10 protein-coding genes and 1 pseudogene are annotated in these 19,736 nt (G+C 62.0%); all 11 read left to right on the top strand.

The window, feature by feature from the left end; translation table 11 throughout:
• The first annotated feature begins 1 nt into the window (after position 1).
• The 11 genes and pseudogenes from tssG to ACWMMN_RS24105 all read left to right on the top strand — a co-directional run bounded on the left by tssG (position 2) and on the right by ACWMMN_RS24105 (position 19,703).
• Complete coding sequence (gene tssG, locus ACWMMN_RS24155; protein WP_486424063.1) at positions 2–1,069, top strand: type VI secretion system baseplate subunit TssG; 1,068 nt, start codon at positions 2–4, stop codon at positions 1,067–1,069.
• A gap of 12 nt (positions 1,070–1,081) precedes the next feature.
• Entirely contained in the window at positions 1,082–3,730 is a 2,649-nt protein-coding gene (gene tssH / locus ACWMMN_RS24150; protein WP_486424062.1) for a type VI secretion system ATPase TssH, read from the top strand.
• Positions 3,727–6,000 carry a type VI secretion system Vgr family protein gene (locus ACWMMN_RS24145; protein WP_338083551.1) on the top strand — a complete coding sequence of 758 codons (2,274 nt, stop codon included), beginning with the start codon at positions 3,727–3,729 and terminating at the stop codon, positions 5,998–6,000. Before tssH ends, ACWMMN_RS24145 begins: the two co-directional genes overlap by 4 nt.
• Before the next feature lie 56 nt (positions 6,001–6,056).
• Complete coding sequence (locus ACWMMN_RS24140; RefSeq protein WP_256086376.1) at positions 6,057–6,680, top strand: hypothetical protein; 624 nt, start codon at positions 6,057–6,059, stop codon at positions 6,678–6,680.
• Positions 6,681–6,696: 16 nt separating this feature from the next.
• Positions 6,697–7,995 carry a hypothetical protein gene (locus ACWMMN_RS24135; protein ID WP_486424061.1) on the top strand — a complete coding sequence of 433 codons (1,299 nt, stop codon included), beginning with the start codon at positions 6,697–6,699 and terminating at the stop codon, positions 7,993–7,995.
• Positions 7,992–12,566: an RHS repeat-associated core domain-containing protein gene (locus tag ACWMMN_RS24130; protein ID WP_486424060.1), complete on the top strand. Its 4,575-nt coding sequence runs from the start codon at positions 7,992–7,994 to the stop codon at positions 12,564–12,566. Before ACWMMN_RS24135 ends, ACWMMN_RS24130 begins: the two co-directional genes overlap by 4 nt.
• Positions 12,566–13,363 (top strand): SMI1/KNR4 family protein, encoded by a 798-nt coding sequence (locus ACWMMN_RS24125; protein WP_486424059.1) that lies wholly within the window; start codon positions 12,566–12,568, stop codon positions 13,361–13,363. The genes ACWMMN_RS24130 and ACWMMN_RS24125 overlap by 1 nt, the downstream gene beginning before the upstream one ends.
• A gap of 268 nt (positions 13,364–13,631) precedes the next feature.
• A pseudogene (locus ACWMMN_RS24120) lies at positions 13,632–14,330 on the top strand (transposase); the annotation flags it as partial.
• A 142-nt stretch (positions 14,331–14,472) separates the two neighbouring features.
• The gene (gene istA, locus ACWMMN_RS24115; RefSeq protein WP_233621336.1) at positions 14,473–15,951 is read left to right on the top strand and encodes an IS21 family transposase; all 1,479 of its coding nucleotides are present in this window, start codon (positions 14,473–14,475) and stop codon (positions 15,949–15,951) included.
• On the top strand, positions 15,944–16,741 hold the full coding sequence (gene istB / locus ACWMMN_RS24110) for an IS21-like element helper ATPase IstB (RefSeq protein ID WP_175223704.1): 798 nt from the start codon (positions 15,944–15,946) through the stop codon (positions 16,739–16,741). The genes istA and istB overlap by 8 nt, the downstream gene beginning before the upstream one ends.
• A 76-nt stretch (positions 16,742–16,817) precedes the next feature.
• A complete protein-coding gene (locus ACWMMN_RS24105) occupies positions 16,818–19,703 on the top strand; it encodes a hypothetical protein (RefSeq protein WP_486424058.1) in 2,886 nt (961 codons plus the stop codon).
• The last annotated feature ends 33 nt before the right edge of the window (positions 19,704–19,736 follow it).

The following is a 19,736-nucleotide window of genomic DNA, read 5'->3' as shown; positions in this document are numbered from 1 at the left end:
TATGCAACCGGACGCCGAATCCGCACGCCGCGACGCGTGGTGGGCGCGGCTGCGTGCCGCGCCGCACGGCTACGACCTGTTCCAGGCGCTGCGCTGGCTCGACGCACTGTCGCCGGGCCGCGCGCCGCTCGGGCGGGCCACCCGGCCGCGCGACGAACCGGTGCGGCTCGGGCAACAGCCGTCGCTTGCGTTCGCCGCGTCGATGCTGGCCGGCATCCACGACGAGGACGGCGCCGTGCCGCCGCGCATCGCGGTCCACGGTTTCGGGCTGTTCGGCCCGAACGGCCCGCTGCCGACCCACCTGACCGAATACGCGCACGAACGCGCAGCGCAGCACGACGATCCGACGTTTGCCGCATTCGCCGACCTGTTCCATCACCGGCTGATCCTGCTGTTCTACCGCGCGTGGGCCGACGCCCAGCCGACGGTGAGCCTCGATCGCCCGGAACGCGCGCGGTTCGACGGCTATATCGCGAGCCTGATCGGGCGCGCGGCGCATCCCGACACACCTGCCGCGCCAACCGCCGCCGACACGCTGGCGCCGCATGCGCGCTATTTCCATGCTGGCCATCTCGTGCGGCATACGCGTAACCCGGAAGGACTCGTGCAGATCCTGCGCCGGCATTTCGGCGTCGACGCGCGCATCGTCGAGCACGTGCCGCAGTGGGTCGCGATCGAGCGCTCGCAGCGCTGCACGATTCGTGCGACACGGCCGACGATGCGGGTCGGCGCCGTCGCACTCGGCGTCGCGGTGCGCGATGCGCAGTCGCGCTTCCGGATCGTGCTCGGCCCGCTGTCGCTCGACGCGTACCGCCGCTTCCTGCCGGGCGGGCCGCACGCGCGGCAGCTCGCGCAATGGGTGCGCGAATACGTCGGCATCGAGTTCGACTGGGACGTGCAGCTCGAACTGGCAGCCGACGCGGTACCGGCCATCGCGCTCGGCATGCGGCAGGGCATCGGCCGGACTGCCTGGCTCGGACAGCGGCTCGAACCCGGCCCCGCGCGCGATCTCGTCGTCCGCTACGACGTGCGGCGCGGCGGCACGCCCCTTCATCGCGAAACCGCCTAACCGGGAACCGTCATGTCCGATATCGGCCGCGTCAACCTGTTCGGGAAACTGAACCCGTTCCTCTACGAAACGCTCGAGCAGGCGACCGGGTTCTGCCGGCTGCGCGGCAACCCGTACGTCGAACTCGCGCACTGGTTCAAGCAGATGTTGCAGCGGCCGGACGGCGACCTGCAGCGCGTGCTGCGCCGCTTCGGGATCGACGAAGCCGTGATCGACCGCGGGCTCGTCGCCGCGCTCGACAAGCTGCCGCGCGGCGCGGGCTCGGTGTCGGACCTGTCGGTGCACATCGACGACGCGGTCGAGCGCGCGTGGGTCTATGCGACGCTCAGATACGACGCGACGCGCATTCGCGGCGCGGTGCTGCTGCTCGCGATCCTGAAGACGCCGCAGTTGCGCAACGTGCTGGTGGCGATCACGCGCGAATTCGAGCGCATCGTGCCCGACGTGCTCGCCGACGAGCTGGCGTCGATCGTCGAAGGTTCGCCGGAGGCGCAACCGGCTTCGCAGGATGACGACACGGCGTTGCAAGGCGCGACCGCCGCCGAAGGCGCCGCGCTCGCTCGCTTCGCCGTCGACCTGACCGCGCGCGCACGGGCCGGCGAGATCGATCCCGTCGTCGGCCGCGACGCCGAGATTCGCCAGATCGTCGACATCCTGCTGCGGCGCCGGCAGAACAACCCGCTGCTGGTCGGCGAGGCCGGCGTCGGCAAGACGGCCGTCGCGGAAGGCTTCGCGCTGCGGATTGCGGCCGGCGACGTGCCGCCTTCGCTGCGCGGCGTCGCGCTGTACCTGCTCGACATCGGGCTGCTGCAGGCCGGCGCGAGCGTGAAGGGCGAGTTCGAGAGCCGGCTGCGCGGCGTGATCGACGAAGCGATGTCGTCCGAGCGGCCGGCGATCCTGTTCATCGACGAAGTGCATACGCTCGTCGGCGCGGGCGGCGCAGCCGGCACCGGCGATGCCGCGAACCTGCTGAAGCCCGCGCTCGCGCGCGGCCTGCTGCGCACGATCGGCGCGACCACATGGTCCGAGTACAAGCAGTACATCGAGAAGGATCCCGCGCTGACGCGGCGTTTCCAGCTCGTCCACGTGCATGAACCGGAAGAAGCGGCCGCGCTGACGATGTTGCGCGGCCTGGCCGCGAAGCTCGAGGCGCATCACCGCGTGCTCGTGCTCGACGATGCGCTGCAGGCGGCCGTCACGCTGTCGCACCGGTACATCCCCGCGCGGCGGTTGCCCGACAAGGCGATCAGCCTGCTCGATACGGCCTGTGCGCGCGTTGCCGTCAGCCAGCACGCGGTGCCCGCGCCGATCGAGGATGCGCGCCGCCGCATCGACAGCCTGCGTGTCGAACGAGCGCGGATCGGGCGCGAGTGCGCGCTCGGCACCGGCGATGCCGCACGGCGCGATGCGATCGACACCGAGATTTCGGCTGCGCAGGCGGAACTCGACCGGCTCGACGCACGCTGGCAAACCGAGCGCGATGCACTGGCGTCGATCGACGAATCGCGTGCCTTGTTGCTCGACGATGGTTCGTCGCATGCGCTCGATGCGGACGCCCGCGCCGCCGCGCAAGCCCGTCTCGCCGCCGCCCAGCAGGCGCTAGCGGACCTGCAGGGCGATGCGCCGCTCGTGCTGCCCGCCGTCGACACGCACGCCGTGGCGGCCGTCGTCGCCGACTGGACCGGCATTCCGCTCGGCCGGATGGTGCGCGACGAAACGCAGGCCGTGCTGAAGCTCGCCGATACGCTCGGCGAACGCGTCGTCGGCCAGCGCCATGCGGTCGAACTGATCGCCGAACGGATCCAGACCGCGCGCGCGAAGCTCGACGATCCGACCAAACCGCACGGCGTGTTCCTGCTGTGCGGCCCGTCCGGCGTCGGCAAGACCGAGACCGCGCTCGCGCTGGCCGACACGTTGTACGGCGGCGAGCACAACGCGATCACGATCAACATGAGCGAGTTTCAGGAAGCACACACGGTGTCGACGCTGAAAGGCGCGCCTCCCGGCTATGTCGGCTACGGGCAGGGCGGGGTGCTGACCGAGGCCGTGCGCCGCCGGCCGTACAGCGTCGTGCTGCTCGACGAGATCGAGAAGGCGCACCGCGACGTGCACGAGATTTTCTTCCAGGTGTTCGACAAAGGCTGGATGGAGGACGGCGAGGGGCGCGACATCGATTTCCGGCACACCGTGATCCTGCTGACGTCGAACGTCGGCGCCGATCGCATGATGGCGCTGTGCCGCGACCCCGAGCGCCTGCCCGACGTGCAGACGCTTGCCGATGCGCTGCGCGCGCCGCTGCTCGACGTGTTCCCGGCCGCCTTGCTCGGCCGGCTCACCGTCGTGCCGTACTACCCGCTCACCGACGCGACGCTCGCGCGCATCGTCGCGTTGCAGTTGCGGCGGATCGAGCAGCGGATCGACGCGCATCACGGCATCCGGCTGCGGTGCACCGACGCGGCGACCGCGCTGATCGTCGAACGCTGCCGGACCATTGAATCCGGCGGCCGCATGGTCGACGCGATTCTCACGCACACCGTGATGCCTCGCATCAGCCGCGCGATCCTGCAGGCCACGCTCGAAGCGCGCGCGCTGGCGTCGATCGAGGTGAGCGCTGCCGACGGCGAATTCGCTTACCGGTTCGACGAGGAGGCCATGACGTGAATCGCGTATTCACCCTCGACAGCCCGCACGGCGACGACCTGAAATTTCACACGCTCGACGGCAGCGACGAACTCGGCCGGCTGTTCGAATTCCGGATCGAGGCGCTCGCCGACAGCCACAGCCTGTCGCTGAAGGACATGCTCGGCAAGCCCGTGACGGTGCGGATCGAGCAGCAGGACCAGTCGACGCGCTATCTCAACGGCATCGTTGCGCGCGCCTCGCTGGCCGGCCGGCGTGCCGAGCGGTACTACGGCTACGAGCTGATCGTGCGCCCGTGGCTGTGGCTCGCGACGCGCCGCTCCGATTGCCGGATCTTCCAGAACAAGACCGTGCCCGAGATCGTGCAGGACGTGCTGTCGACGTACGGATTTCCGATTGAAAACCATCTCGTCGAATCGTACGTGCCGCGTGAGTTTTGCGTGCAATACAACGAGACCGACGCCGCGTTCGTGTCGCGGCTGATGGAGTTCGAGGGTATCTATTACTGGTTCAGGCACGCCGACGACACGCATACGCTGATGCTCGGCGACGCGATGTCGTCGCATGCGGCGCTGCCCGGTTACGAGACGATTCCGTACATCGCGCGTGACCGTACGGCGATCGCCGACGAGGAACACATCGACGGCTGGCTGCCCGCGCAGGCGGTGAGCGTCGGCAAGCACCAGACCACCGACTACGACTACACGAAGCCGCGCGCCGATCTTTCTTCACAGAAGGTCGATCCGCGCGGCCACGATCACGACAGCTTCGCGTCGTTCGAATGGCCGGGCGGGTATCGCGACGATGCGCCCGGTGCGCATTACAGCCGCGTGCGGCTCGAGGAACAGCAGGCCGAGCACGAGCGGGCGAGTGCGGATACCGACGCGCGCGGTGCCGCGCCGGGGTACCTGTTCACACTTGCGCATTGCCCGCGTGCGGACCAGAACCGTGAATACCTGATCGTGCGGTGCCAGTACCGGTTTCAGGAGAACGCGTATGCGAGCGACCAGGGCGCGGAGGCCGTCGTGCATCAGACGATGATGCTCGTGCAACCGTCGAGCCTGCCTTACCGGTCGCCGCGCGATACGCCGCGGCCACGGACCAACGGGCCGCAAACGGCAACCGTCGTCGGGCCGCCGGGCGAGGAAATCTGGACCGATCAGTACGGGCGCGTGAAGCTGCAGTTTCGCTGGGACCGGTACGGGCAAAGCAATCAGGATTCTTCGTGCTGGGTGCGGGTGTCGAGCCCGTGGGCCGGCGGTGGGTTCGGGGGCGTGCAGGTTCCTCGCGCAGGCGACGAGGTCGTCGTCGATTTCCTGAATGGCGATCCGGATGAGCCGATCGTGACCGGACGGGTTTACAACGGCGAGAAGATGCCGCCGTGGGGGCTGCCGGGGAGTGCGACGCAGAGCGGGTTGCTGTCGAGGTCGTCGCCAGGCGGGACAACCGAGCACGCGAATGCGTTCCGGTTCGAGGACAAGAAGGGCGCCGAGCAGCTGTGGATGCATGCGGAACGGAATTTCGATGCGGAGACGGAGGCCGATCACACGCTGTCGGTGGGGAACAACCATATGCATACGGTCGGGAACGACGAGACGATGCAGGTAAAGAACAACCGGCAGAGGCGTGTGGGGCAGAACGAGACGGTCAATATCGGGCAGAACCGGGTCGCGCAGATCGGCGCGAACGAGACGCATGGGGTGACGGGGAATCGCAGCGTGTCGGTCGACGGGAACAGTTCGCATACGGTGACGAAGGGGAATCACAACCTGGCCGTGGTTGCCGGCACGCATGACGTTTTCGTCGAGGGAAACAGCACGCATGTCGTCGGCACCGGGTCGTATGCGACGAAGGTCAATACGGGAAACCATTCCGTTGACGTCGCCAAAGTCTCGTCACTGGCAGCGGGCCAGTACATCGACATGGGTTCAGGAAAGAGTGGCGTGTCGATCAACAAGGACAACATCGGCGTCTCCATCGGCGGAACCGGAGGCGATACCGGTGTCGGGATCAACGGCCAGGGTGGCGGTGTGGCCATCGCCGGATACGGCAAGGGCGTCAACATTGCGGGCTATGCACCGGGCGTAACGATTTACGGCGAAAACGATCTCAATCTTTCCGGAAAGTCGACCGCCAATCTACAGGCGCCGACGGTCAACATCGACAACGGCAAGGCCAGTTGCACCGTCAATGTCACCGCGACGAGGATTGTCCTGTCGACCGGCGGCGGATCCATCACGCTCGACGGATCGGGCGTGACGATCCAGGGAACGATTGCCCACATCAATTGATTTCGACCGGCAGCCTGCCGGCTGCCCGATTGCATTCGAAGCATGGGAGACATTCGATGGAAAACGAATCGGATCAGATGATGGTTGATGAAACGCTCGAAGCGGAAACGGTCGAGGCATTGCGCCGGTTGTTCGCCAACGATCCGACACCGGATCGCACGCCACCTGCCGACCGCCGCGAATCGTCGACGATGATCGGCGAAGTGACCGATACGCACCATCCCGACGCGATGGGGCTCATTCGCGTGAAGTGGACATCGCAGGACGACGCCACATACGAACGCTGGCTCGACTGTGTGGATGGCATGAAACCGCGAATCGGCGATCGCGTGCTCTTGCAATCGCCGGCGAACTGGCCCGAGTACCTGATCGCCGGGCTGCTGACGCGAAAAGGGCATGGTGAACCGGTCGAACCGGTGGTCGAGCCCGCGATGGCGCTTTCGCTCGAAGCCGACAAGTGCGTACAGATCGCGGATGCATCGGGCTGCCCGCTGCTGCAGGTACGGGCATCGCCGGACGGGCCTGTCGTGACGCTGCTGAACCGGAACGTGAACATCGAAGTCGCCGGCAAGCTGCGGTTGAGTGCACAGACGCTCGAACTGGAGGGCGGGCGAGGCGGTGTCGATATCCGGACCGAAGCGGACACCGTCGTGCGCAGCCGGTACGTTCGCCTGAACTGAGAGGCGGCCTGACGTCATGCATCGTGAATTCTCCGCCATCGAATCGTCGATCGAAGCGTTCGTCGATCAGCCCGACGATCCGACGCTGTTGATCGAGGCAACCGACAACGATGTCGTGCCGGTTCTGAAGATGATGCAGTCGCTCGACGAGCGTGTTGGTGATGCCGTTTTCCTAAATTTTCCGTTTCCTTGCGACTCTGCCGATGCGTATTTGCAGACATGCATGGAGGCGCTTGCACGTCAGATCGACGAAGCGAGCAGCGCGCGCATCGGGCGTGGCGAAACAGGATGGCTGCCGTTGCCACTGACCTGTATCGACCCGAGGCGCGCGCCGGTGATGCGACTGCGCGATGCCGTCATGCACGTCCGCACGCTGATGCCGGAAGGCACCAAGGTCGTCTGGGCATGGTTGCCATCGCCGCTTGGCGATTTCGGCGGGTTCGCGAAGCTGGTGCTGCAATGCCTGGCGCTGAACGGTTTTGAGGAATGGATGGAAGGGCATCGGTTTTGTATCCGCGATGACCGGAAACATCCGTGCCTGATTCCGCTTGCGCGCGACAGAAAGGCCGAGCATGTGCTGATTCTTCCGGTCGATTTCTCGTCAGAGAAGGCAACCCGCCATCTGGTCGACATCGCGAATGATGCCGCTCATCCGATCGAGCAGCGCATGGGTGCCCTGATGCAGATCGCCGGGATCGACCTTGCGCACGGCAGGCTGCCCGATGCGCAGCGCAAGTACTACGCGCTCTTTTCATTTCATGCGGAGCGGAAGGATTCGACAGGTTGCGCTGTCGCGTTGCATGGCTTGGGCGACGTCGCATTGCGCCACGGATCGCCGCGCGATGCGAAGGACTGGTACCTGCGTGCACTGCCTGCAGCACTCGATGGCCGGAATTTGCTGGTCGTGCTCAACGCGCTGATGGCGACAGGTGGCTGTTTCAACCAGCTTGGCGAACATGCGAAGGCGGCGACTTATTTCGGTCTGGCAAGCGATGCGGCCGGCAGGCTGATGCTCGTGCATACGAAGATCGAGGCAATGGAGAAGGGCGGTATCGCGTTGCTGGCATGTGGGCAAGCAGCCGAAGCCGCGAAAAGCTGGATCGCCGCGAAGGGATTGTGCGAGCAGTTCGGCTGCGAACGGCAGCGCATCAGCCTCCTTGATCGACTCGTATCGCTTTATGGAAACGCCGGACTGAAAACCGAGGCGAGGGCGTATGAGTTGGAAAAGGATCCGCGGTACATGGCCCGGTTGCGGGAAGCCATAGCACCGGGCATACGCGACGCGACGGCTGGATACGAGGGAGTAAGACCATGAGTGAAACGGCAAGCCGTTTGACGCGTGCGTCCGAACCCGCCGAGAGCCATACCGTTTCGTCTGAATCGAAGACGGATACCGCGTGCGATTCGCTGCTCGGAACGGTCAAGTCAACCTTCGATCCGTTCAAGCAGACGTTCTCGTCGGAAGGCGGCGCACTCCACCATGTCAGCGAGGCGGTGAATGCGCTTGCCTCCGTACAGGGTATGCCGTCGCAGTTGCTCAACACCGGTATTGCGCAGATTCCGCTGCTCGACAAAATGCCGGGGATGCCGGCGGCGACGATCGGCGTTCCCCACCTCGGCACGCCGCATGCGCATGCTCATCCGCCAAGCAACGGCTTTCCGTTGCCCAGTGTCGGCCTGACGATCGGCAGCGGTTGTTTGAGCGTGTTGATCGGCGGTATTCCGGCCGCCCGTGTGCTGGATATCGGCTATGCACCGACTTGCGGCGGATTGACGCCTTACTTCGATATTCAGACGGGATCGAGCAATACGTTCATCGGCGGAATGCGTGCCGCGCGCATGGGAATCGATATGACGCGGCACTGCAACCCGATGGGGCATGTCGGGAAGTCGGGTGGTGAAGCGGCGAGTGCTGCCGGGAAAAGCGAAGAGGTCGCGAGTGAGGCGGCGCAGGTGACCGGCCGGGCGAAAGCGTTTGGGCGGGCAGGGAAGGCGTGGTCGGTCGGTAACGCGGCAGTCGGGCCGGCGTCGGGGGGGGCGACTGCGGCCGAAGACGCATCGCAAGGGGAGATCGCCGCGGCGGCAATGATGGCTGCGCAGACGGCCGCGGATCTCGTGTTCATGATGCTGAGCAATCTGATGGGCAAGGATCCCGGTGTCGAGCCGAGTATGGGGACGTTGCTGCTGGGGAATCCGACGGTGTTGATCGGCGGGTTTCCGCTACCGGACTCGCAGGTGATGTGGCATGGGGCGAAGCATGGGGTCGGGAAAAGAGTCGAGCCCAAGTTGCCAAAGCGGCCTCAGGAATTGAAATGCGAGTTTCGAGGTGAGCCGATCAATCCCGTGACCGGGGATGTGCGAAACGACTTCGTCGATTACGAAACCAAGGGGGCGATGCAGTTCCGATGGGCTCGATATTACAGCAGTGGCAAGCACGGGCACATTCAAACGCTTGGGCGTGGATTTCGTCACTCGTGGCAACACGAGCTTCACATTCTCCGAACTAGAATTATCTACGTGAACCCCGATGGAACTGAACACCACTTCGACAAAAGGAGCGACGGAAATTACCGCAGCCATGCCCAAGGCTACAAACTTGAGCAACTGGACGATCTACGTTTTATCGTTCGACATCGAGACGCTGGCGATGTCGAATTCAAGAAGGAAACGGAATCGGCTGCCCATTGCATCAAGCACGTCTTCAACAACGTACATAGCATCCTGCACCGGGGTGAGAACGGTCTCCTGAAAACAATCGAACAATTTCACGAGCACGATCAAACCCGGCGTGTCATTGCATTCAAATACGGCGACTTCGAAAGAATCGTCCGTGTCGATCTGATAGACATCGACGGATCAAGCAAGCAGATTGCACGATACGAATATGACGAACGCGACTGCCTGATACGTTCCCACGATGCTCTCGGGGCCGTTTCGACATACGAGTACGAGGAGAATTTGCGAATCGCGCGACTCGTGGACGCAAACGGGTACGCGTTTTCATACCGATACGACAGTAGCGGCCGATGCGTTGAAAGCACCGGGCAGGACGGCATGTGGCATGTACGATTCCAGTACCACCCTGGAAGAACGATCGTCACCGAGGGCAACGGCGGGAAGTGGACGATTCTTTGTAACGAAGCAGGGACGATTACCCGCGTCGTAGATCCGTATGGAGGAGCAACGGAATACCACCTGGACCGTTACGGAAGCGTTGTCAGGGAAACGGACTCAGGTGGCCGCGTGCTGCGCTGGCTCTATGACGCCAGCGGGCACAACGTCGGTCGAATGGACCATTGGGGAAATATCGTCCCGCCCAAGGACGACGCACCGAATTTGCCGAACTCATTGGCTCACCAAGTTCCCGATACCACGATCGGATTGCACTGGGGAGAAGAGGAGACGATCAGTACCGCCGGCAGCATATTATTGCCGCCCGATCTCGACTACGACGGTTGGCAAATAACGTCGGTTTTCGCAACGTCCGAAGATCCGCCGGGAGAGCGGCATGACGCGATGGGGCGATTGGTTCAGCGTACCGATCCGCATGGCCACGTCGAACGCTTCGAACATGATGCCACCGGTATGTTGAAAGCCCGGCACGACCCCGGCGGTGGAACATATCGATATTCGGCCGCGTCGTGGCATCTCCGCGGCAGTGAAACAAATCCGATGGGATCGACCACGTCCTTTCGCTATTCACCGAATCGTAGAATTTCCACGATCGTCGACCCGAATGGCAACGAAAGTGCATACACGTACGATTTCAAGAACCGTATCACAAGCGTCGTGCGTCACGGCACACTGCGCGAGACCTATGTCTATGATGCCGGCGACCGGCTGATCGAAAAACGCGACGGTGCCGGTAACACGCTGCTTCGACTGCAGGTGGGGAATGATGGCCTGTACAGCAAACGGCTGCTTTCGACTGGAGAGACGCATTTCTACGGCTACGATGCGTTCGGCAACGACACGATAGCGTCGACCGACCGATTCGATGTTACGCGGACGTTCGATGATGAGCATCGCCGAACCTCCGATAAACGCGACGGCATGGGTATCGAGCATATCTATGGGGAAGACGGTCTTTCGCGAACCACTTACCTGGGAAAATTCCAGGTCCGCTACGAAATGGTCGGTTCAGGCCGGAAGCGAATCATTACGCCGACCGGGGGCATCCATCATGTATCTCGCGAAGCCGATACGAAGATGCTCGTGCAGTTGGGCAACGGCACGAATTCGGCCTATACCTTTGACGCCGCGGGTCGATGTACGGGAAGACTGATCTGGCCGGAGGCCTGTTCAGTCAGGAAGAATCATGCGAGTTACCAATATAGCGAAACGGGGGAGCTTCTGCGCACAATTGACGGCAGGAGCGGTGTCATCGATTTCTACTACGATGCGGCACACCGCCTGATTGGCGAGAGGCGCGATGGGTGGCCCAGCCGTCAATTTGCATACGATCCCGGCGGGAACGTGCTATCGATGCCGACTTGCTCATGGATGCGCTATTCGGAAGGCAATCGTCTCTCCACCGCGTCGTCCGGCATCTTTCGCTATAACGATCGCAACCATCTTGCCGAACATTTAACGGGTGACGGACGGCGGCAAACGTACCACTACGACGGAATGGACCTGTTGGTCAGGGTGGAGTGGAGTGACAGGCCGCATTCATGGACTGCTGCATACGACGGGCTTTGCCGGCGTGTGGAAACGACCGTTCGCGACCAGCGGACTTCGTATTACTGGGACAACGATCGGCTGGCGGCCGAAATCGGTCCCACAGGCGCAGTGCGAATCTACGTCTACGTCAACGAGGTGGCACTCCTTCCTTTCATGTTCGTCGACTACCCGAACGTCGATGCTGCCCCCGAGACGGGCCGCGCTTACTTCGTATTCTGCAACCAGGCGGGCCTCCCGGAATGGATCGAAGACGAACGCCAGAATGAGGTCTGGCGAGCCGACGATCTTGATCCATACGGCACGATCCGGGTCGCCGATGGGCACTCGATTGAATACGATCTTCGATGGCCGGGACATTGGTTCGATAGAGAAACCGGACTGCACTACAACCGATTCCGATCTTATAGCCCGACACTGGGTCGATACCTTCAATCCGATCCAATGGGGCAGGCAGGTGGTATCAATCTCTATGCCTATCCGGCAAATCCCCTTGTCCTGGTTGACGTACTTGGACTGCACGCGCGGCATGCCCAAACCAACGACCCCGCTCCCAAGGGTCGTGATGCCCGTGGAGGGGAGGCCGAATCGACGGAGCTACATCACGCGGACCCGCCAAAGATTAAAAGGGGCGCAAAGAACAAATACCCGGCGCGAACCAAAGAAGCTCACGATGCCTGCCTGCAGGTGTATGACGCGCTTCTGGATACAGGTGTGTCCAAGAGAAAGATGCCCGGGTCGATCGCGGTCTATACGCACCAGGATGGAACCCGGTCGGTCGGCTTGTCTGGGCAAAAATTTTCAAATGAAGACGCCGCACGAATCCAGGACCATCTCAATCGGGACAGTCCGGGTACCTGGCGAGTTTCCGCGTCAACCGAACCGATGAATACGAACCATTTGGGATCCTCTCCTGAGAGGCCTGGAGGAATAGCCAAGGACAACTGTGCGGAACCGCGAGCCGCCGCTGCAGCTCACCAGACAAACAGCAAAATCACGGGCTTCGATAATGTCAACGGACCATACAATGAAAATCAATGGCCCCTCGACGAAAATCATCCGGGCAAGCAAGAGGTTCCGCAACGATACAAGGATAAGGAAGGCGTTTTCGAGCCAACCCAGATGGAACCGTGCGACAATTGCAGCTTGAATGAGGGAGTTATCAATCGATTTGCCAGAAGAACTTCCCGAGAGGTGTGGCATTAATGGACGACAACAACTGGATCAATGAACTGATCGCCTATATTTCTCGATTCGATTCAGAATATGGCGTCGCAATAAAGGCAGCCAGGGAAAGCGAGATCTCGGCTCTTGAGGACGTTATTGGTGAAAGGTTGCCGGCCGCGCATCGCGCATACCTGATGCATCTGGGAGATAGTGACGGCGGCTTGCTCAACAGGCTACGTGCCGACTCTCGAGCAAGAACAGTCACCACCTACTGCCAAGACCTGCGTGAAGATATCCCTGGCATAAAATTCGAACGTTGCATTCCATTTGCGACTGGCGATGTATTTGAAGGAATAGGATTGTGGGTGGAGCAGGACTCCGTCAATCCACCCGTCGTCTTTTTGAATGACGGCCTTCCTGGTGATATTTTATGCGGAAATCTGCCGTCTTTTTTGTATCAGCGCGCATTCCTATACGAGCGAACAACACTGGATTTGACTGCGCATTATGAAAATTTCAACAGTGAAATCACGATTGACGCGATCAAATCAACCCTGGCCGATATCGGATATTTGGAAGAATGGTTCTCCGATACTCGACTCTATTGCGGGCGCAAGGAAAATTCATTGTTGCTGGCCTACGCAGGCGCACCGAACAACGGCCTGAAGATCGAGATATCGTGCAACAGCGAAATAACGGCGTTCGAGGAAGGCGATCGCATTCTGGAAAAAACAGGCACGGGAAGCTTGAGACGAGTGGTCAAAGAGCCGACGCTTCCGGAAGTTCGCGCTCGTGGCGGGGTCAGGGTGAGAGTGATTCGCGACATCGACATTTGAGCTTCAGTACGGAGTCGAGCGCGTACGAGTTGGAAAGCATTCGCTTGACGCAACTTGGCCGTGTAGTGCCTTGTACAGGTATTGCGCAGATCCCGCAGCTCAACAAGATGCCGGGGATGCAGGCTGCCGTGATCGGCGCGCCCCATCTCGAGCCGAACAAAACTGATTTTACATAACGTGAATTATCAACGTCAAATTGTGTAGTGGCTAGATTGAAATGTCCGCTTTGGGGGTGCGGCGGAATTCTTGGACTATCAGGAGCTAGTCCATGTACTCATACGAAGAACGCATCCGAGCAGTCAAGCTCTACTTGAAGCTTGGAAAGCGCCTTACCGCGACCGTTCGTCAACTAGGCTATCCGACAACGAAATCGCTCGAACGCTGGTATCAGATGTACGAGCGATGTCTGGACTTGCCGAAGGAACGTATCTGCCTGAGGCCCCGCTATTCGACAGAACAAAAAAAGGCGGCCACAGACCACTATATGACCCATGACCAGTGTCTGGCAGCAACGACAAAGGCTTTGGGGTATCCGGGACGCGGAACGCTCGTCGCCTGGCTCGACGAGCTGCATCCTGAGCGAAAGAAACGCGTTCTTGGGAAGGCGTCGGGTATTCGGTATGCACCAGAGCTCAGGCAGACAGCGGTCATCGATCTATGCACTCGACGAGAAAGCGCAGAGGAAGTTGCTAAAAAGATTGGCGTGAGCCGCCCAACGCTGTACAACTGGAGAAATCGGTTACTCGATCAGGAGGCCGTTTCAGCCATGACACGCCGCAACGATCCGCCGCAAACCTCGGAGAAAGCGACGCTGGAGCAGCAGATCGAATCACTCCGACGAGACATTCGAAAGCTCCAGATCGAACACGACATTCTGAAGAAGGCCAACGAAATAATAAAAAAAGGCCTGGGCGTCGACCCGCAACTCCTGACGAATCGGGAGAAGACGGCGCTGGTTGATGCCCTGATGTTGATGTCCACGCAGAACTGACCCACCTGAGGCAGTAATTTTCATCGAATTTTGACCCACGTGATTGAATGCCCTGCTCAATCTTTGAGCAGGGGATACAGAGGTGATCACGGTGGGCATATTGGCCAAGATCAGGCGGATGTATTTCCGCGAGAAGGTCCCGCTGCGCGAGATTGCTAGGCGCACGGGCCTGTCCCGGAACACGGTGCGCAGCTGGCTTCGGCAAACGGATGCCGTTGAGCCGAAGTACCCGAAGCGCGTCAGCCCGAGCGTCGTCGACGAGTGGGCCGCGCAGCTGACGGGCTGGCTGCGGGCGGACAGCCATCGCCCGAAGCGTGACCGGCGCACGGCGCGGTTCATGTTCGAGGCCATCCGCGGCGAGGGCTACGCCGGCAGCTACGGCCGCGTCAGCGCCTTCGTGAGACGCTGGCACGAGGAGCAGGCTGAAGCCCCGCGCAGGAAGGCCTATGTACCGTTGGCCTTCGAACCCGGCGAAGCATTCCAGTTTGACTGGAGCTGCGAATACGCCTTCATCGGCGGGTTGCGGCGACGCCTGGAGGTCGCCCACGTCAAGCTCAATGCCAGCCGGGCGTTCTGGCTGGTCGCCTATCCGACCCAGAGTCACGAGATGCTGTTCGATGCGCACGCCCGCGCATTCGCCGCGTTTGGCGGCGTTCCGCGCCGCGGCATCTACGACAACATGAAGACCGCCGTGGACAAGGTCGGCCGCGGCAAGGAGCGCGCGGTCAACGCCCGCTTCGAGGCAATGTGCGGCCATTACCTGTTCGAGCCGGAATTCTGCAACCGTGCCGCCGGCTGGGAGAAGGGCATCGTTGAGAAGAACGTGCAGGACCGGCGCCGCCAGATCTGGCACGAGGCCGCGCTACGACGCTGGGAAACGCTGGAGCTTCTGAACGAATGGGTCGCGGGCCAGTGTCGTCAGGCCTGGCAGATGCGGCACCCGCAGTGGCCCGAGCTGACGGTCGAGGACGTGCTGCAGGACGAGCGCACCAGGCTGATGCCCAATCCACGCCCGTTCGACGGCTATGTCGAGCAGACGCTGCGGGTGTCGTCGACCAGCCTCATCCACTTCCAGCGCAACCGCTACAGCGTGCCCACCGAGTACACGAACCAGCTGGTGAGCGTGCGCTGCTATCCGGCATATCTCAGCGTCGTCGCCGACGCCCAGGAGATCGCACGCCACGAACGCAGCTTCGAGCGGCACATGACCTTCTACGACTGGCGCCATTACATCACGCTGGTCGAACGCAAACCCGGCGCGTTGCGCAACGGTGCTCCGTTCGTCACGATGCCACAGCCGCTGCAGCAGTTGCAGCGGCACCTACTGAAGCACCCGGGAGGTGATCGCATCATGACGCAGGTGCTCGCCGCGGTGCGCGAACACGGACTCGATGCCGTGCTGCTTGCTGTGCAGGCAGCGCTGGACTCGGGACGCCCTAGTGGGGAGCACGTTCTGAACGTGCTGAGCCGGTTGAAGGCACCCACCACGAGCACCAACCTCGCGACGACGAAACTCCAGCTTACCGAAGAGCCGGCCGCCGACGTGAGCCGCTACGAAACCCTGCGTGCCAACCCACCGGAGGACCGTCATGTCTAACGACATCGCCGCCCAGCTCAAGGGGCTCAAACTGCATGGCATGGCGAGCACCTGGCCAGAGTTGCTGGCGCAGTCGCGTCACACGGAGTTCGACCCGGAGCGCTTCATGAAGCAGTTGCTGATGGCTGAGACGGCGGAGCGACAGGTGCGCTCGATCGCCTATCAGATGACCGCCGCTCGCTTCCCAGCTCACCGCGACCTGAAGGGCTTCGACTTCGCGCAGGCGCACGTCGACGAAGCGCTGGTTCGAGAACTCAGTGACCTGTCGTTCCTCGCAAGCGCACACAACGTCGTGTTCATCGGTGGCCCCGGCACTGGCAAAACGCACCTCGCCTCAGCGATCGGAATTGAGGCCGTGCAGCGCCATGGCAAGCGCGTGCGCTACTTCTCGACCGTCGAGCTGACCAACGCACTGGAGCAGGAGAAGTCCATCGGCAAACAAGGCCAGATCGCCCATAAGCTAATGTACGTCGACCTGGTGATCCTCGACGAACTGGGCTACCTGCCGTTCAGCCAGACCGGTGGCGCATTGCTGTTCCACTTGCTCTCGAAGCTGTATGAACACACGAGTGTCGCGATCACCACCAACCTCAGCTTCGGTGAGTGGGCGACCGTGTTCGGGGACGCAAAGATGACGACGGCGCTGCTGGACCGCGTCACCCATCACTGCCACATCGTCGAAACGGGCAATGAATCCTGGCGCTTCAAGTCCAGTTCTGCCAAGGCGAAGGCAACCAGAAAAAGAGCAGCAAAAGCAGCAGGCAGTGAGGAGTTATCCACACCGGAATAGATGTACTACGCTGTCTCGGGGTGGGTCAGATTTAGATGAAAACGGTGGGTCAAGATTCGGTGGAAATCAACACCCTATGCGCATCACGCCCGGCTTGCCTCCGCTTCCTGATCGATCGAATGACGCAGTGCCCCAGACGGGAACGTCCGCCACGGCGATCGGCGAATCGCCTCCTCGCGACGGCAACGCCCAATCGCCGGACTACCCTCTCCGTCCGCGCCAGCATTCGCTACGGCGCGCGGCCACGCTGCCCTCGATTCGACACCTGCCCGACGCCGATGGTGCGCTGTCGACAGACCTCAGGCACAACTTTGCTCGTCAGCGTGTGTACGACCACGCCGTAGCGATCGATCAACTCAGCATGAATTCCTACGCCGCCCGACGCAGGAAAACGCTGAACGCATTGCCCGGCGCAGAAGCGATAAGCGCGCAGTACGGAATCAGTCTGGCCAGCTACCGCGAAGATCGGAATACGCTTGCGGAACTGCGCTTCGACAGCCCCTACACCGGGAAATATCAGCGCGAATTCCAGTCGGAGCGGTTTCACGCGGATTGCCTTGCGCTTTATGAAGCGCAAGGCGGCAACCCCAATGACAACGTCGTCTTTGTCCATAGCGACGATGCCGCCTGGCAGATGATGAGCCGAGTCGAAACGATAACGGGCCGGGTCGAATCGGCGCGCATGCCCATCATCACGATCGCACCAGGGCTGACAGCGATTCGATGCGGTTCTGCGGACGATGCCGACATTCTGGACAAGTGGACCACGATGATGGGTGCCCGGCCGTCCGCGTATCGGATCGCCAGCCTCACGTGCCCCCTCGTTCGAGACGAGGTCATGGATCCCGGGATCAGCAATCGCCGCCTCCTCGCGCGCCTTCGCAATGAAACGCCCGGGCTTTGCATCGCGGCGCTGCGCGCCATCCCCGAACACCACTCGGCCCATGCGCTCGCACAAACCAGCGCGGCGCTGATCACGGACATGGCCGAGGTTCTCGAACGCAGCGGAAAGGCGGAAGCACTCGAGCACTCAGCGATTCTCGCCAGCGGTCTTCAATCACTGATCGCCATTGCGGAGGCAATGCCGCCCCTCGCCCAGCGCAGCGATCGCTTCGCGAATGCGTACCAGGCCATGATCGAGGAATTGCAGGTTGTCCTGATGGCTGCGCGCCCCTATGGCGAAGCGGATTTCAAACAGGCCGCTCACGACCAGTTCGCAACACGCATGGGCACGGTTGCCGGACAGAACGGCATTGCCGCGCCCGAGATTTTCCTGACCTCGAGCGGCATGGGCGCACTGGCGTGGGCATTCGAGTTGGCCGCGGATCTGAGTGGCCACGACAAAGTCAGACTGGCGTCGTCGGCGCCGACGAAGGTTGCGCCCGATTATTACGAAATCATGCAGTTGCTCAGGCTTGACAATATCGTCGAAGACAGCGATGTCGTAAGCGCGACACTCAATCCCAGCACCACGGAGAAACGCGGCCCCGACGACCAGGAACGCGCGTGGAACGTGCACGTGTTGATCGGGAAACTCGACGGCCTGCTGCACGAGCGGCAGACCGTCCGCGCGGAAACGCCCCTCACGGTTGTGCTCGACACGACGATTGAACGTCGCGGCGACATGCAGGCGTTACTGGACCGCTTCTCGCCCGATATCGCCGCGGGACGGGTACGCTTCTTGATCTGCAAGAGCTACCAGAAGTACGCGAATCTGGCCACGGCGAAGGTCATGGCGGGAAGCATCGCCCTGCTCTCCGCCGACGACGCAACCAGCGACGAAGCCCGGCACCAGTTGCGTCTGCGCGAACGTGCGACCGGCTGGGCCGGCAACGACGAAATGCAACTGCTGATTCACTTCTTGCGCAGCGGCGATCCGCATGAATTCACGTTGTTGGAACGCGCGGCAAGCAACGCCGATTTCGTTCGGACTGCCTGCTTTGGCGCAAGCGCGGAGCACCTGGGATTCGATACGTACGACGAAGGCCTTCCCCTTGCCCGAATGCAATACGCCCAGACGCCCGATCAGTACTTTCGATTCGCCAGCGGCAGGCCGACGGTTTTCACCCGGCCGGGCCACCTCATGGACTCGATTGCGACACGCGACAGCTTCGCCTTCGCGTCGACGACGAAGATCAATGTCGAGTCGAGCATCCGGCTGTCGTTCGGTCTGGAGTCGCGCGGCGAACTGATGGAGATGTTTTACACACCTGGCCTGCTCATGCGCACGCCCCGCAGCGCCTGGGGCACCCTTGAGGCACGCAAGCACGTGATGGCGCTCGTCGATAGCGCAATGAAGGAGATCGATCCGGACGGCGCAGCGCGTACTCCACCGCTACCGCTGCAGGACAAGATCGCACGAATCGGCGTCGCGGAAGCCGAATCTCAGGACATGGAGGCGAGCCTGTCCGCGACGACACAGCGCATGCGCGCAAACCTGCATCGCGACAACGCCCGGAGCAGATTTACAGTCAACCGGATCGCCTCGGTAGTGGAACACATGGCGCGCGTGATCGCATTCGACGAACATTCATTGACGCGATTTCGTACAGGCGAACCAGATCGCAAAATTGCCGACGAGCTGCTCGACGGGCTGATCAATGCAGGAATGCCCGGTGTATCGGAAAGGACGCGCACTCGAATCGTCGCTTTTCGAGCGACGCTCGCAGCGCTCGACTGGACGTCCGACGATCCGTCGATTCGCTTGCGCGGCGTGCAATCGCTGCTGCAGGGGGTGCGCCGGCTCGCCGACGCCGACAAGCGTGCGAAATATCTGGCCGGAATTCCAGACGCCATCTTCAGGGAAGTACCTGACGCGACGCGCGCACAGTTGATCGATCAGATGTTCCGTCCGCTCGATGCTGACTCGCGGCAAGCCTTCCTCGACAGACGCCCCCGTGGCGACGTCGCAAACGCCTGCAAGGCGGCGATGGGCTTGGGTGTCCAATCCGCGCAGGATTGAAGGTGCGAGCTTTTGCGCGTCGAGACGCTTGGC

Source organism: Burkholderia cepacia complex sp. TUM26381 (assembly GCF_057439935.1).
The sequence above is the reverse complement of the archived record's forward strand: the minus strand, read 5'-3'. Positions and strand labels throughout refer to the sequence as shown.

Bases quoted from the DNA above. Each gene is read 5' to 3' on its own strand.
- tssG (WP_486424063.1), top strand. From the start codon at position 2: ATGCAACCGGACGCCGAATCCGCACGCCGCGACGCGTGGTGGGCGCGG.
- ACWMMN_RS24130 (WP_486424060.1), top strand. From the start codon at position 7,992: ATGAGTGAAACGGCAAGCCGTTTGACGCGTGCGTCCGAACCCGCCGAG.
- istB (WP_175223704.1), top strand. From the start codon at position 15,944: ATGTCTAACGACATCGCCGCCCAGCTCAAGGGGCTCAAACTGCATGGC.
- ACWMMN_RS24125 (WP_486424059.1), top strand. From the start codon at position 12,566: ATGGACGACAACAACTGGATCAATGAACTGATCGCCTATATTTCTCGA.
- ACWMMN_RS24140 (WP_256086376.1), top strand. From the start codon at position 6,057: ATGGAAAACGAATCGGATCAGATGATGGTTGATGAAACGCTCGAAGCG.
- istA (WP_233621336.1), top strand. From the start codon at position 14,473: ATGTATTTCCGCGAGAAGGTCCCGCTGCGCGAGATTGCTAGGCGCACG.
- ACWMMN_RS24105 (WP_486424058.1), top strand. From the start codon at position 16,818: ATGCGCATCACGCCCGGCTTGCCTCCGCTTCCTGATCGATCGAATGAC.
- ACWMMN_RS24135 (WP_486424061.1), top strand. From the start codon at position 6,697: ATGCATCGTGAATTCTCCGCCATCGAATCGTCGATCGAAGCGTTCGTC.
- tssH (WP_486424062.1), top strand. From the start codon at position 1,082: ATGTCCGATATCGGCCGCGTCAACCTGTTCGGGAAACTGAACCCGTTC.